At 61.1% G+C, this 15,158-nt stretch carries 12 protein-coding genes; all 12 read right to left on the bottom strand.

Annotated features, from left to right (window positions below; translation table 11 throughout):
* Positions 1–99 precede the first annotated feature (99 nt).
* Positions 100–1,254, bottom strand: a complete 1,155-nt coding sequence (gene ftsZ / locus JS46_RS08045) for a cell division protein FtsZ (RefSeq protein WP_033749494.1) — start codon at positions 1,252–1,254, stop codon at positions 100–102.
* Positions 1,255–1,323: 69 nt separating this feature from the next.
* Positions 1,324–2,580, bottom strand: coding sequence for a cell division protein FtsA (gene ftsA, locus JS46_RS08040; protein WP_033749492.1), 1,257 nt, complete (start codon positions 2,578–2,580; stop codon positions 1,324–1,326).
* The gene (gene ftsQ / locus JS46_RS08035; RefSeq protein WP_033749490.1) at positions 2,577–3,413 is read right to left on the bottom strand and encodes a cell division protein FtsQ; all 837 of its coding nucleotides are present in this window, start codon (positions 3,411–3,413) and stop codon (positions 2,577–2,579) included. Before ftsQ ends, ftsA begins: the two co-directional genes overlap by 4 nt.
* A gap of 1 nt (position 3,414) precedes the next feature.
* Complete coding sequence (locus JS46_RS08030) at positions 3,415–4,335, bottom strand: D-alanine--D-alanine ligase (protein WP_033749489.1); 921 nt, start codon at positions 4,333–4,335, stop codon at positions 3,415–3,417.
* Positions 4,328–5,803: a UDP-N-acetylmuramate--L-alanine ligase gene (gene murC / locus JS46_RS08025; protein WP_033749488.1), complete on the bottom strand. Its 1,476-nt coding sequence runs from the start codon at positions 5,801–5,803 to the stop codon at positions 4,328–4,330. Before murC ends, JS46_RS08030 begins: the two co-directional genes overlap by 8 nt.
* A gap of 69 nt (positions 5,804–5,872) precedes the next feature.
* Positions 5,873–6,931, bottom strand: coding sequence for an undecaprenyldiphospho-muramoylpentapeptide beta-N-acetylglucosaminyltransferase (gene murG / locus JS46_RS08020; protein ID WP_033749486.1), 1,059 nt, complete (start codon positions 6,929–6,931; stop codon positions 5,873–5,875).
* Positions 6,928–8,133 (bottom strand): cell division protein FtsW, encoded by a 1,206-nt coding sequence (gene ftsW, locus JS46_RS08015; protein WP_369799151.1) that lies wholly within the window; start codon positions 8,131–8,133, stop codon positions 6,928–6,930. The genes murG and ftsW overlap by 4 nt, the downstream gene beginning before the upstream one ends.
* Positions 8,134–8,153: 20 nt before the next feature.
* Positions 8,154–9,470 (bottom strand): UDP-N-acetylmuramoyl-L-alanine--D-glutamate ligase, encoded by a 1,317-nt coding sequence (gene murD / locus JS46_RS08010; RefSeq protein WP_033749484.1) that lies wholly within the window; start codon positions 9,468–9,470, stop codon positions 8,154–8,156.
* A 2-nt stretch (positions 9,471–9,472) separates the two neighbouring features.
* On the bottom strand, positions 9,473–10,555 hold the full coding sequence (mraY, locus tag JS46_RS08005) for a phospho-N-acetylmuramoyl-pentapeptide-transferase (protein WP_033749483.1): 1,083 nt from the start codon (positions 10,553–10,555) through the stop codon (positions 9,473–9,475).
* Complete coding sequence (gene murF / locus JS46_RS08000) at positions 10,549–11,907, bottom strand: UDP-N-acetylmuramoyl-tripeptide--D-alanyl-D-alanine ligase (protein ID WP_033749482.1); 1,359 nt, start codon at positions 11,905–11,907, stop codon at positions 10,549–10,551. Before murF ends, mraY begins: the two co-directional genes overlap by 7 nt.
* Positions 11,904–13,391 (bottom strand): UDP-N-acetylmuramoyl-L-alanyl-D-glutamate--2,6-diaminopimelate ligase, encoded by a 1,488-nt coding sequence (murE, locus tag JS46_RS07995; RefSeq protein WP_033749480.1) that lies wholly within the window; start codon positions 13,389–13,391, stop codon positions 11,904–11,906. The genes murF and murE overlap by 4 nt, the downstream gene beginning before the upstream one ends.
* Positions 13,378–15,144 carry a peptidoglycan glycosyltransferase FtsI gene (locus JS46_RS07990; protein ID WP_033749478.1) on the bottom strand — a complete coding sequence of 589 codons (1,767 nt, stop codon included), beginning with the start codon at positions 15,142–15,144 and terminating at the stop codon, positions 13,378–13,380. The genes murE and JS46_RS07990 overlap by 14 nt, the downstream gene beginning before the upstream one ends.
* Between the last annotated feature and the right edge of the window lie 14 nt (positions 15,145–15,158).

Raw genomic sequence — 15,158 nt, 5'->3', positions numbered from 1 at the left:
TATTATCTCGCAATATTACCCATCCGACCGCTAGTATACTTTACCAGCGGGCGAACACTTTAGCACAAAGAGCGGAGAATCCCAATTCTCAGCTTATTCCTAATCGGCCTGCTTACGCAGAAACGCTGGAATATCAAGGTAATCGGGCTCTTTGTTTGACTGCGCGGTCTGGTCGTTGACCACTTTGGCCGCCGGCTTTTGCTCCTGCGGCAGCGGCGACATGCCGTGCTGCTGGTAGCGATGATCCATCACAGGCTGGCTGGCTGGCTTGTTGGTCACCAGAGTGATTTCCGGACGCTTGTCCATGCCGATGCCGGTTGCCACCACGGTAACGCGCAGTTCGTCGTTCATCTCCGGATCCAGCGAGGTGCCGATAACCACGGTCGCGTTGTCGGAGGCGAAGGCGCGGATAGTGTTACCCACGGTTTCGAACTCATCCAGACGCAGGTCGAAGCCCGCCGTGATATTAACCAGCACGCCGCGCGCGCCAGACAGGTCGATATCTTCCAGCAGCGGGCTGGAGATCGCCATTTCCGCCGCCTCTTCCGCGCGGTCTTCGCCACAGGCGACGCCAGAGCCCATCATCGCGTAGCCCATTTCGGACATCACGGTGCGCACGTCAGCGAAGTCGACGTTCATCAGGCCCGGACGTGTAATCAGTTCGGCGATGCCCTGTACCGCGCCTTTCAGCACGTCGTTTGCCGCGCCGAAGGCGTCGAGCAGAGAGATGCCGCGACCCAGCACTTTCAGCAGCTTATCGTTCGGAATGGTAATCAGTGAATCAACATGCTTAGAGAGCTCGGCGATGCCCTGCTCAGCAAAAGCCATGCGCTTTTTACCTTCGAAGTTGAACGGCTTGGTCACCACCGCAACGGTCAGAATGCCCAGGTCTTTGGCCACTTCCGCCACCACCGGCGCAGCGCCGGTGCCGGTACCGCCGCCCATGCCCGCAGCGATAAAGACCATGTCTGCTCCCTCCAGCGCAGAACGCAGTGCTTCGCGATCTTCTTCCGCCGAGGTACGACCAACTTCCGGATTCGCTCCGGCACCCAGACCTTTGGTGATATTGGTGCCGATCTGGATAGTCTGGCCAACCGCTGTTTTACGCAACGCCTGGGCGTCGGTGTTCACAGCGAAGAATTCCACACCTTCGATGCGCTCGCGCACCATGTGCTCTACGGCGTTGCCGCCGCCGCCGCCGACGCCGATGACTTTAATCACCGCGTCATTGGTTAATTCCATCGGTTCAAACATGATTTCTCTCCGTTATGTGCCTGTCGCCTGGAGACCATAAACAGTGCCAGCATGGTCTCCTTTCTAAAATCAAAATTCTTTCTTCAACCAGCTATTGATGCGCTTGAACCAGTTGCCCACCGATGCGCGTTTTTCTGTCTCTGCATCGCCGTTCATATGGGACTCTTTGCCATAGTGCAGCAGTCCCACTGCGGTCGAGTAATAAGGTTCCTGCGCGTAATCCGTCAATCCTGTGATATTGAGCGGCTGCCCGATGCGCACCTGCGTATGGAAAACGCGTTGCGCGCAGGCGGCCAGCCCTTCAATTTGCGCTGCGCCACCGGTCAGCACGATCCCGGCTGCCAGATGGTGCTTCACGCCCTGCTGTCGCAGTTGTTCCTGTAACTGCAAAATCTCGTCGTTGACCAGATTCAGCAATTCGGTGTAGCGCGGCTCAATTACTTCGGCCAGCGTCTGCCGTTGCAGACTGCGCGGCGGACGTCCGCCCACGCTCGGCACTTCGACGTTTTCGTCTTTGCCGACAATCGATCCCAGCGCGCAGCCGTGGCGAACCTTGATCGCTTCCGCGTCTGTCGGCGGCGTGCCGAAGGCATAGGCGATGTCGCTGGTGACCACGTTACCCGCATAAGGGATCACTTTAGTGTGACGCAGCGCGCCGCCTGTATAAACAGCGATATCCATTGTACCGCCGCCGACGTCAACAACACAGACGCCAAGCTCACGTTCGTCTTCGGTCAGCACCGCGAAACTGGACGCCAGACCGGCAAAAATCAGTTGGTCAACTTTCAGGCCGCAACGTTCAACGGCCTTGACGATATTTTTCGCCATATCGTTGTGACATGTGATCAGATGCACTTTTGCCTGCATGCGCACGCCCGACAAACCGACCGGGTTTTTGATGCCTTCCTGATAATCGATAGCGTATTCCTGAGGAATAACATGCAGGATGCGGTGCTCATCGCGCACGCGCACTGACTTCGCAGTGTGTACGACGTTTTCCACATCATCCTGAGTCACTTCCTCTTCTGAAATCGGAACCATCCCGATTTCGTTCTGGCAGCTGATATGTTTGCCCGATAAAGCGAGATAGACGGAAGAGATCTGGCAATCCGCCATCAGCTCGGCCTGATCGATGGCGCGCTGTACGCATTTCACCACCGACTCAAGGTCGTTTACGCCGCCTTTATCCATACCGCGAGACGGGCAGCTGCCCACCCCGATAATGTTGACCATACCATCGGGCAGAATTTCCCCAACCAGGGCGGCGACCTTCGCGGTGCCAATTTCGAGTCCAACTACCAGTTTTCTGTCCGTTGCCTTGATCATTGTTTAGCCTGTGCCTGGTTCTGTTGCTGATTACTGTCCTGGAGCTCTACGGGCTCCGGCGTCCAGCCCACGGCTGCACCCGAGTCGTACCGCAAATCCACATAGCTGATACGCTTGTGCTCGTTCTGCCCTTGCTGCTGCAACGCCGGATAGAGCTCGATAAATCGGTTAAGACGCTTCATGGGCTCGCCGCGCCCCAGCTCGATGCGCACATCGTCGCTGGTGACCAGCTGCCACGATCGCCGCGCCGTCATCGACGCGACCTTCAGGGTAAATTTGTTGGCCTTCAGCACGTCGCTCATGCTGTGGTAGCCCGCCAACACCTCTTTTTCGCTGCCTTCCGGTCCGTACAGCATCGGCATTGTTTCTTTGCCGATGTGGCTGGCCGGCACGCTGAAGGAGACGCCGTCCGCATCCACCATATGCAGATCGTTCCAGCGCGCCACCGGCACATACTCCACCAGATGGATCTTCAGCTCGTCAGGCCACTGCTTGCGCACGCTGACCTGTTTAATCCACGGCAGCCGCTCAATCTGCTGCTGAAGGATGTTGACATCCTGCGACATAAAGGTGCCCGGCGCGCCCAGCGACAAAATCGCCTGGCGAATATCATCATGCGTGGTGTAGTGGGTTTCGCCCGTCACCACCAGCCGTGAAAGCGGCAGGCGCGACGCGTCGTTCATCCACTTCAGCACCACCAGGCCGCCGAAAATCATAATGCCAATGACCATCAGCAAAAAAACGATGCCGAACAGTCTGGCCCCGTTGCTGCGCCCCGCGCGCACGCGTTCCTGGGGCTCGCGGTTCCGTGCGTTAAGTGCCGCCTGTGACATATCAGTCAGCCAGTTCCAGAATGCGCGCCACCAGCTGCGAGAAGCTCATGCCCGCAACGCTGGCCGCCATCGGCACCAGACTGTGGCTGGTCATGCCCGGCGAGGTGTTCGCCTCCAGCAGCTGGAAGTTGCCTTCACCGTCCGCCATCACGTCTACCCGTCCCCAGCCGCTACAGCCCAGCGCGCGCCATGCGTCCCAGACCAGATTCTGCAGTTCCGCTTCCCGCTCCGCGCTCAATCCTGCCGGGCAGAAGTATTGAGTATCGTCAGAAATGTATTTTGCTTCATAGTCATAAAATTCGCTGGCGGTCTGAATGCGTATCGCCGGCAGGATCTGGTCGCCAATAATGCCGACCGTATACTCCTCGCCGCTGAGAAACGCTTCGATTAGCACGTTATCGTCATGGCGGAACGCTTCATCAAGCGCAGCAGGCAGCGTCTCCAGCGTGTTGACGCGGCTAATGCCGACGCTGGAGCCTTCGCTGCTCGGCTTGACGAACAGCGGCAGGCCCAGCGCCTCGACGGCGCCGCGTGTTTCCGCGTTCAGCCCCGCCTGATACTGCTCGCGCGTCAGCCAGACAAAACGGCCAGAGGGCAACCCACGCCCCTGCCAGAGCAGTTTCGTGCGCAGCTTATCCATGGTAATGGCCGACGCTATCACGCCGCTGCCGGTATAGGGCAGCTGTAAAAATTCCAGCACCGCCTGCAGCGTGCCGTCTTCGCCTCCGCGGCCGTGCAGCGCGATAAACGCGGCGTCGAAGCCCTGCTCTTTCAGCGTCAGCACCGAAACGTCGCGTGTATCGATTGCATGCGCGTTAACGCCCGCCTCGCGCAGGCCGGCCAGCACCGCACTGCCCGACATCAGCGAGACGTCGCGCTCCGCCGAGGTGCCGCCCATCAGGACGGCGACTTTATCAGCCATGACGCTCCTCCGCTTTGCGCTCAGGTTGCAGCTTGCAATCCGCCAGCTTGCGCGCCACTTTGCCGACGTTACCGGCGCCCTGCACCAGAATCAGATCTTTGCCCGACAGCAGCGGCGCCAGCATTTCCGGCAGCGCGTCGTGATCCGGCACCAGCACAGGGTCGACCTTGCCGCGCCCGCGAATAGAGCGGCACAGCGCGCGGCTGTCCGCGCCCGGAATCGGCGTTTCGCCCGCTGAATAGACATCCAGCATCAGCAGCACGTCGACCTGCGACAGCACGTTGGCGAAGTCGTCGAACAGGTCGCGGGTGCGGGTATAGCGGTGCGGCTGAAACACCATCACCAGTTTTTTATCCGGCCAGCCGGCACGCGCCGCCTTAATGGTGGCGTCGACTTCGGTCGGATGATGGCCGTAATCGTCGACCAGCATTGCCGTGCCTGGATTGCCGTTTACCGGCTCCGTCGGGAATTCGCCCAGCAGATCGAAGCGACGGCCTGTGCCCTGGAAGCTTTCCAGCGCGGCAAGGATAGCGTTGTCGTCAATGCCCTCTTCGCTCGCCACCGCAACGGCGGCCGCCGCGTTGAGCGCGTTATGACGGCCTGGCGCATTCAGCGTCACCTGCAGAAGCGGCTTGTCATGGCGCACCAGGGTAAAGTGCCCCTGCGCGCCGCGCTGCTCGTAGTGTTCGATGCGCACGTCGGCGTCATCGCTAAAGCCGTAGGTGGTGATGTGACGCCCCACGCGCGGGATCAGATCGCGGATCACCGCATCATCGATGCACATTACCGCACGGCCGTAAAACGGCAGGTTGTGCAGAAAGTTGATAAACGTCTGCTTCAGGTTTTCGAAGTCGCCCTGGTAAGTGTCCATATGGTCAGCTTCGATATTGGTCACCACCGCCACCATCGGCTGCAAATGCAGGAAAGAGGCGTCGCTCTCGTCCGCTTCCGCAATCAGGTAACGGCTGCTGCCGAGCCGCGCGTGCGTGCCCGCCGCCTTTACCAGTCCGCCGTTGACGAAGGTCGGATCCAGACCGCCCTCCGCATAGATGCTCGACACCATCGCCGTGGTGGTGGTTTTGCCGTGCGTGCCGGCGATAGCGATACCGTGGCGAAAACGCATTAGCTCCGCCAGCATCTCGGCGCGGCGGATTACGGGAATACGCTGTTCGCGCGCCGCGACCAGTTCCGGGTTGTCCTGCGCCACCGCGCTGGAGACCACCACCACGCTGGCGTCGGTGACGTTTTCCGGGCGATGGTTGAAATAGATGGTGGCGCCCAGCGCCGCCAGATGCTGCGTCACCGCGTTCGGCGCCAGATCGGAGCCGCTAATATGGTAACCCTCGTTCGCCAACACTTCGGCAATACCGCCCATGCCGGCACCGCCGATGCCGACAAAGTGAATGTGCCGGACGCGACGCATCTCGGGCACAATGGAGCGCAGTTTTGCCAGTTGTTGTGTATTCATCGTTCTCAGTTACCTGTCATCTTTATCCGTGCCTGTTGCGGCACCGGCCAGCTACGCTGGCCCGATTATTCACTTCGCGGCGCGCGCCACTTCACGCGCGACCCTGTCGGTCGCATCGGGGATCGCCACCTGACGGGCTTTTTCCGCCATGCTCAACAGCGTTGGGCGATCCCAGCGGCGCAGCGTCTCCGCCACGGCATCCGCGGTAAACTGCGGCTGCTCAAAAATTTTGGCCGCGCCCGCTTTTTCCAGCGGCAGCGCATTCCAGTACTGCTGACGATCTTTATGCTGAAAAGGCACGAAAATCGCCGGTAAACCTGCAGCGGCGATTTCGCTGACGGTGAGCGCGCCGGAGCGGCAAACCACCACATCCGCCCAGGCGTAGGCGGCCGCCATATCGTCAATAAATTCCGTGACCTTGTGCTGCGTCTGGCCGACCTGCTGGTACGCCTTAAGCACATCCTGCAGCGCGCCTTTGCCGGTCTGATGCCACAGCGTCACGCTGTCGCCCAGCGCGGCCGCGACCTGCGGCAGCGTCTGGTTCAGCACGCGCGCGCCCTGGCTTCCGCCGACCACCAGCACGCGGATCGGACCGCTGCGGTTGGCCAGACGCGCGTCCGGCAGCGGCAGCGCCAGCACGTCGGTGCGCACCGGATTGCCGACGACGTCCGCATGCGGAAAGGCGCCGGGAAAGGCCTGCATCACTTTGCTGGCGATCTTCGCCAGCCACTTGTTGGTCAGCCCGGCAATGCCGTTCTGCTCGTGCAGCACCACCGGAATGCCGCAGCTCCAGGCCGCGAGGCCGCCGGGCCCGGAAACGTAACCGCCCATGCCCAGCACCACGTCCGGCTGCCACGCCCGCATAATGGCGCGCGCCTGACGCCAGGCGTTGAAAATACGCATCGGCGCCAGCAGCAGCGCTTTCAGGCCTTTGCCGCGCAGACCGCTAATGCGGATAAACTCAATCTCGATACCGTGTTTCGGCACCAGATCCGCTTCCATTCTGTCGGACGTACCGAGCCAGCGAACCTGCCACCCCTGTTCCATCAGATGATGGGCGACGGCCAGACCGGGGAAAACATGTCCGCCGGTTCCACCCGCCATCACCATCAAACGCTTCCCACTCATCGGGCACCTCGGGTAAACGCCTGCGCTTTGGTCAGGCGCGTTTCATAATCAATACGCAGTAAAAACACGATCGCCGTCGACATAATCAGCAGACTGGAGCCGCCGTAGCTGATCAGCGGCAGTGTTAGCCCTTTCGTCGGCAGCATGCCCGCTGCCGCGCCGACGTTAACCAGCGCCTGGAAGCTGAACCACACGCCGATAGAACAGGCGAGAAAGCCGGAAAAACGCTGATCGATCTCCAGCGCGCGGCGGCCGATCGACATCGCACGAAAAGCGACGAAGAATACCATCAACAAGGCTAAAACCACACCGATATAACCCAGTTCTTCGCCGATGATAGAGAAGATAAAGTCGGTATGCGCCTCCGGCAGATACTCCAGTTTTTGCACCGAGTTGCCGAGCCCCTGCCCCCAGAATTCGCCGCGGCCGAACGCCATCAGCGACTGTGTCAGCTGATAGCCGCTGCCGAAAGGATCTTCCCAGGGATTCCAGAACGAGGTCACGCGGCGCATACGATAGGGTTCCGCGATAATCAGCAGCACCACGGCGAACATGCCGGAGCCAATAATCGCCAGGAACTGCCACAGCTTCGCGCCCGCCAGAAACAGCATCGCCAGCGTAGTGACGAACAGCACGACTACGGTGCCGAGGTCGGGCTGCGCCAGCAGCAGCACCGCCAGCACCACCATCACGCCCATCGGTTTGCAGAAGCCCCAGAAGTTATTGCGCACCTCTTCCACCTTGCGCACCAGATAGCTGGCGAGATAGCAGAAGAGCGACAGCTTCGACAGTTCCGCCGGCTGGATACGCAGCGGGCCGAGGGCGATCCAGCGCGAAGCACCGTTCACCGAGCTGCCCACCACCAGTACGATCAGCAGCATTACCACCGTGGCCAGCAGCATCGCGTTGCTGTAGCGCTGCCAGAAATCCATCGGCACGCGCAGCGTGACCAGCGCGATGCCGAGCCCCAGCACGATATAGAAAGCGTCGCGCTTGGCGAAGTAAAAGGGATCGTCGTTGAGACGCTGACCCACCGGCATCGAGGCCGAGGTCACCATCACGAAGCCGACGATCGCCAGGCCAAAGGTGAGCCACAGCAGCGTGCGGTCGTAGAGCACCAGGGCGGAATCGTCGCTTTCGCGCGCGCCCATTACCCAGTCTTTCAGCCGGCTGCCGATAAAGGCGAAGAGTCCGATGAGCATTGCGCCGCCAGGAATACGCATCAGCCTAACTCCTTCGCCAGCTGCGCGAAGCGATCGCCGCGCTGTTCAAAATTACGGAACTGATCGAGGCTGGCGCAGGCGGGCGACAGCAGCACCATATCGCCAGGCTGAACCTGCGGCGCAATCAGCTCCATCGCCTGCTGCATCGTCTCGGTGCGCACGGCGTTGTCGGGGCGCAGCGCCGCCAGCGCGTCGCCATCGCGGCCGAAGCAGTAGAGGCGAACCTTCTCGTCCTGCACATAGCGCGCCAGCGGAGTGAAATCCGCCGATTTGCCGTCGCCGCCCAGCAGCAGCCAGAGACGGCCGTTAACCTGCAGGCCGTTAAGCGCCGCTTCGGTGCTGCCGACGTTGGTGGCTTTCGAGTCGTTGATCCAGCGCACGCCCCTGGCTTCATGCACCAGCTGGAAGCGATGCGCCAGCCCGCCAAAGCTGGTCAGCGCCGCGAGGCTGGAAGCGCGTGGCAGACCCACGGCGTCGGCCAGCGCCAGCGCCGCCAGGGCGTTGGTATAGTTATGCTGGCCTACCAGCTTCATCTCATCGGTGTTCAGCACTTTTTCGCCCTTCACGCGCAGCCAGATGGCGCCCTGCTGACGATTGAGGTGGTAATCGCCGAAATCGATGCCGAAGCTGACGCAGCGCGTATCGGCGCCGCGCACCGGCAGGGTCAGCGCATCGTCGGCGTTCACCACGCAGACGCGCGCGTTTTCATAGATGCGCAGCTTCGCGGCGCGATACTGCTGCATGCCGAGCGGATAGCGATCCATATGATCTTCGGTGACGTTGAGAATGGTCGCCGCCGCGGCTTTCAGGCTCCAGGTGGTTTCGAGCTGGAAGCTGGAAAGCTCCAGCACGTAAAGCTGCGCGGGCGATTTCAGCAGCGACAGCGCCGGCAGGCCGATATTGCCGCCGACGCCGACCTGCCAGCCCGCGGCGCGAGCCATCTCGCCGACCAGCGTGGTGACAGTACTCTTGCCGTTGGAACCGGTGATCGCCACGATCGGCGCCTGCGCCTCACGGCAGAACAGCTCGATATCGCCGACGATTTCCACACCCGCCTCGGCCGCTTCAGTTAATGCCGGATGCGCCAGCGCCATGCCCGGGCTGGCGACGATCAGATCCGCCGCCAGCAGCCAGTCGCTGTTAAGCCCGCCGGTATAGCGCTCCACCTGCTCAGGCAGCTTGTCGAGTCCCGGCGGCGACACACGGGTATCCATCACGCGCGGCGTTACGCCTTGCGCTAAAAAGAAATCAACACAGGAGAGGCCCGTCAGGCCCAGCCCGATAATGACGACTTTTCTGCCCCGATAGTCAGCCATAATTAACGTACCTTCAGCGTGGCCAGGCCAATAAGCACCAGCATCAGCGAAATGATCCAGAAGCGCACGATGACGCGCGGTTCCGGCCAGCCTTTCAGTTCATAGTGATGATGAATCGGCGCCATGCGGAAAATGCGCTGTCCGCGTAGCTTGAACGATCCTACCTGCAGGATCACCGACAGCGTCTCAACCACGAACACGCCGCCCATGATCACCAGCAGAAATTCCTGACGCAGCAGCACGGCGAGCGTGCCAAGCGCGCCGCCCAGCGCCAGCGATCCCACGTCGCCCATAAAAACCTGCGCCGGATAGGTGTTGAACCACAGAAAGCCCAGCCCTGCCCCGACGATGGCGGTACAGACGATCACCAGCTCGCCCGCATGGCGTAAATAGGGAATATGCAGATACTCGGCGAACTTGACGTTGCCGGTCGCCCAGGCCACCAGCGCGAACCCGGCCGCGACAAACACGGTCGGCATAATCGCCAGGCCGTCCAGACCGTCGGTGAGGTTAACGGCGTTGCCGGTGCCAACGATAACGAAGTAGGCCAGCACGACGTAGAACAGGCCAAGCTGGGGCATGATGTCTTTGAAAAACGGCACCACCAGCTGCGTGGCGGGCGTCCCTTTGCCGGCGGCGTAGAGCGCGAACGCCACGCCGAGCGAAATCACCGACATCCAGAAATATTTCCAGCGCGCGATCAGCCCTTTGGTATCTTTGCGCACCACTTTGCGATAGTCATCGACAAAGCCGATGATGCCGAAGCCTACCAGCACGACCAGCACGCACCAGACGTAGGGATTAGAAGGATAAGCCCACATCAGCACCGAAACGGTAATCGAGGTGAGGATCATAATCCCGCCCATGGTCGGCGTGCCGCGCTTGCTGAAGTGCGACTCCGGACCGTCGTTGCGCACTACCTGGCCGATTTGCAGCTTTTGCAGCCAGGCGATCAGGCGCGGCCCCATCCATAAAGAGATAAATAAAGCGGTCAGCAGGCTGACAATGGCGCGAAACGTCAGATACGAAAAGACGTTGAAGCCGGAATAAAAAGCGACCAGATGCTCGGCCAGCCAGACTAACATGTTCCCATCTCCTGTAGGTTCTGCACGACCTGCTCCATGGCAGCACTCCGCGAACCCTTAATCAAAACGGTTAATTCCCGATGTTCGGACAACAACGTCCGTAAACGTTCAGTCAGCGCGGTTTTAGTGGCGAAATGTTCGCCAACCCCGCTGCTTTCACTAATGTTGGCGCTCAGCGCGCCGACGCTCAGCACGCGATCGACGCCCGCGGCTTTCGCCGCCAGCCCGACTTCGTGATGACACTGTTCCGCCTCTTCGCCCAGCTCGGCCATATCGCCGACCACCATCACGCGATAGCCGGGCATCTCGCCCAGCACCTGCGCGGCGGCCGTCATCGAGCCGACGTTGGCGTTATAGCTGTCGTCAAGCAGCAGCTGATGCTCGCCGAGGCGAATGGGAAACAGACGGCCCGGCACGGCCTGCAGGTTTTTTAACCCGCTCTGAATGGCGCTAAGCGGCGCGTCGACCGACAGCGCCAGCGCGGCGGCGGCCAGCGCGTTGGCGATATTATGGCGGCCAGGCAGCGGCAGCGTGACGTCGATGTCGCCGCGCGGCGTCTGCAGGATAAAGTGGGTGCCGTCTACGCCCAGGCGGATATCGCGCGCGGTGAAATCGCTGTCGGCAGCCTGCGGCGAGAAGCGCCAGACGCGCTTGCCGTGCAGGTTGGTCTGCCAGTGCGGCCAGTCGTTACTGTCGGCGTTGATAATGGCGGTACCGTTAGCCGGCAGACCGTTGAAGATCTCCCCTTTCGCCTTCGCCACGCCCGCTAGCGAGCCGAAGCCCTCCAGATGCGCCGCCGCCAGGTTATTCACCAGCGCGCTCTCTGGACGCGTCAGCTCGGTGGTATAGGCGATCTCGCCCTGATGATTGGCGCCCAGTTCGATCACCGCGTACTGATGCTGTTCGGTAAGACGCAGCAGCGTCATCGGCACGCCGAAATCGTTATTCAGGTTGCCGGCGGTATAGAGCGTTTCGCCGCACTCGCGCAGGATGGCGGCGGTCATCTCTTTCACCGAGGTTTTGCCGGAGGAACCGGTCAGCGCCACGACGCGCGCTTTCGACTGCTGGCGTACCCAGGCGGCCAGCTTGCCGAACGCGATACGCGTGTCGGCAACCACCACCTGCGGGACAGAAAGAGGTAAATGCTTACTCACTAATAACGCCTTCGCACCGCTGGCGATAGCGTCAGCGGCAAAGTCATGGGCGTCGAAGCGTTCGCCGACCAGCGCGACAAACAGGCTGCCGGGCGTCACTTTGCGCGTATCGGTAGTGACGTCGCTCAGGACGAGATCGCTGCCGTGAAGCGCGCCGCCGCTGATGTCGGCCAGCGTGGTAAGGGAAACCGGGATCATGCCGTCACTCCTAATAACGCGGCAACCGTGGCGCGGTCGGAGTAATCCAGACGACGATTTCCCACGATTTGATAATCTTCGTGACCTTTGCCTGCCACCAGCACGATGTCGTCAGTCTGCGCCTGCAGAACGGCGTTAGTGACCGCTTGCGCCCGTCCAGCGACGACGCGCGCGCGGTGCGGCTCAAGCAGGCCGGTCAAAATGTCGTTAACGATAGCCTGCGGATCTTCGCTGCGCGGATTGTCGTCGGTAATCACCACGACGTCCGCGAACTGCTCGGCGATAGCGCCCATCAGGGGACGCTTGCCTTTGTCGCGATCGCCGCCGCAGCCGAACACGCACCAGAGCTTGCCTTTGCAGTGCAGGCGCGCTGCTTCCAGCGCCTTTTCCAGCGCGTCCGGCGTATGGGCATAATCCACCACCACGGTCGGCTTGCCCGGCGCGCTGAAGACTTCCATGCGCCCGCATACCGGCTGCAGCTGTGGCGCCGTCCGCACCAGATAGGCGAGCGGATAATCAAGCGCCAGCAGCGTGGCGAACGCCAGCAGCAGGTTGCTGACGTTGAAGGCACCCATCAGGCGGCTGTCGAATTCACCTTCGCCCCAGCTTGACCTGAAGCGGATATGCGCGCCATTGTCCTGATAGGTGATCTCTTCGGCTTTTACCCACCGGCCGTGACAGCCCGGCTGGAGATTATTCTCCATGGTGACGGCGACGGCGTCGGGCAGCGTCGCCAGCCAGCGGCGCCCTGCTTCGTCGTCGGCGTTAAGGATCATTTCGCCAACCTGATGATCGGTAAACAGCAGCTTCTTAGCCGATTCGTAGCTCTGCATATCGCCGTGATAGTCGAGATGATCGCGGCTCAGATTGGTAAAGACCGCGGCGGCGAACGGCAGCGCCGCAACGCGATGCTGCACCAGACCGTGCGAGGAGACCTCCATCGCGGTCAGCGTCGCGCCCTGCTGCGCCAGCTCCTGCAGCAGATGCTGAACCTCCACGGCCGAGCCGGTAGTATTCTCGGCCGCGGTCAGCTGGCCGAGCAGGCCGTTGCCGACCGTGCCCATTACTGCGCCGGTTTCGCCCAGCCGCTGCGCCCACTGCGCCAGCAGTTGCGTCGTCGTCGTTTTGCCATTGGTGCCGGTCACGCCGATCAGCTTCTGCTTTTCGCCAGGCTGACCATAGAAGCGGCCCGCCAGCGCGGAAAGACGCTGCGGCAGCTGCGCCAGGTAGATCACCGGCACGCCGTGCATTTCTTTGATATCGCCATCGCTGGCTTCGCCTTCCGCCTCTGCGATCACGGCGGAAACGCCCTGCGCGATGGCCTGCGGAATAAAACGCCGTCCGTCGGCGTGGTGGCCTGCGACGGCCACGAACAGATCGCCGGACGCCGCCTTGCGGCTATCCAGTGTCATGTCACCCAGGGGACGCGCCGGCGCGCCTGGCACCCACGGGTCCAGCAAGTCGCGCAGGTTACGATCTGTCACTTTTTTCCTCACTTCTGTTTGTCACCAGCTCGTTTTTGTCATTGGTCGGCAACGCGTCCGGTTCGATGTTCATGGTGCGCAGAACGCCGCCCATGATGGCACCGAACACCGGCGCGGAAACCGCACCACCGTAATACTTGCCGGCCTGGGGATCGTTGATCACCACCACCAGCGCAAAACGAGGATGACTGGCAGGCGCGACGCCTGCGGTGTATGCGATATATTTATTAACGTAGCGGCCGTCCGGCCCGACTTTTTTCGCCGTGCCGGTTTTAATCGCGATGCGATAGCCTTTAATTGCCGCTTTTACGCCGCCGCCGCCCGGCAGCGCGACGCTTTCCATCATATGAACCACGGTTTTCACCAGCGATTCCGGGAAGACGCGCTCGCCCGCGACAGGCGGATCGACCTTGGTGATCGACAGCGGCCGGGAGATGCCGTAGCTGCCGATGGTCGCGTAGACACGCGCTAACTGTAACGGCGTTACCATTAGCCCGTAGCCGAAAGAGAAGGTGGCCCTCTCTATGTCAGACCACCGTTGTTTTTGAGGGTATAAGCCACTACTTTCCCCGACCAGCCCCAAATTGGTCGGTTTACCCAGGCCAAAGCGCGCATAAGTATCTACAAGCGCTGAGGAGGGCATCGCTAACGCCAGCCGTGAAACGCCGACGTTACTCGACTTCTGCAGAACCCCGGTAAGGGTCAATTCGTTATAGCGCGCCACGTCTTTAATCTCATGACCGTTAACGCGGTACGGCACGGTATTAAGCACGCTGTTTTCCCGCACCACGCCGCGCTGCAGCGCCGTCATCACCACCATCGGCTTAACGGTCGAGCCAGGCTCGAAGATGTCGGTAATGGCGCGGTTGCGCATCATCTCTTTCGGCGTGTTGCTGAGGTTATTGGGGTTGTAGGCCGGGCTGTTGGCCATCGCCAGCACTTCGCCGGTATTGACGTCCACCAGTACGGCAGTGCCCGACTCGGCTTTGTTGAACGCTACCGCATTGTTAAGTTCGCGGTAGACCAACGCCTGCAGGCGTTCGTCGATGCTGAGCGTCAGGTTGTGGGCGGCGCGGCTGTCCACCGATGAGATATCTTCGATCACGCGGCCGTTGCGATCTTTACGCACCGTTCGTTCGCCCGGCGCACCGGTCAGCCATTTATCGAAGCTCTTCTCGATGCCTTCGATACCCTGGCCGTCAATATTGGTAAAGCCGATCAGGTGAGATGTCACCTGACCGGCCGGATAATAGCGGCGCGACTCTTCGCGCAGATGGATGCCGGGCAGCCGCAGCTTCTTGATGTAGTCGCTGATGGCGGGATTGACCTGCCGTGCCAGATAGATGAAGCGTCCTTTGGGATTGGCGTTAACGCGCGTCGCCAGCTGATCGAGAGGAATAGAGAGCGCGTCGGCAAGCGCTTTCCAGCGGCCGTCGAGGGTCACGCCACCCGCGTCGTGCAGCTCTTTCGGGTCGGCCCAGATGGCGTTGACCGGCACGCTGACCGCCAGCGGACGACCGGCGCGATCGCTGATCATGCCGCGCGCGGTAGGCACCGCCTGCACGCGCAGCGAGCGCAGATCGCCCTCTTTCACCAGCTTATCCGGGCTGATGACCTGCAGCCAGGCGACGCGGGAGAGCAGACCGAACAGCGCCAGTAAAATACAGCCGCACAGCAACGCAAAACGCCAGCTTACAAAGCTGGCTTTATCTTCCTGTTTTTTCAACTTCAGCGTTTTGCTTGCGCCGCTCATTGCGATTTAGCGTT

Source organism: Pantoea sp. NGS-ED-1003 (genome assembly GCF_000738765.1).
GTDB lineage: Bacteria > Pseudomonadota > Gammaproteobacteria > Enterobacterales > Enterobacteriaceae > Pantoea > Pantoea septica.
The sequence above is the reverse complement of the archived record's forward strand: the minus strand, read 5'-3'. Positions and strand labels throughout refer to the sequence as shown.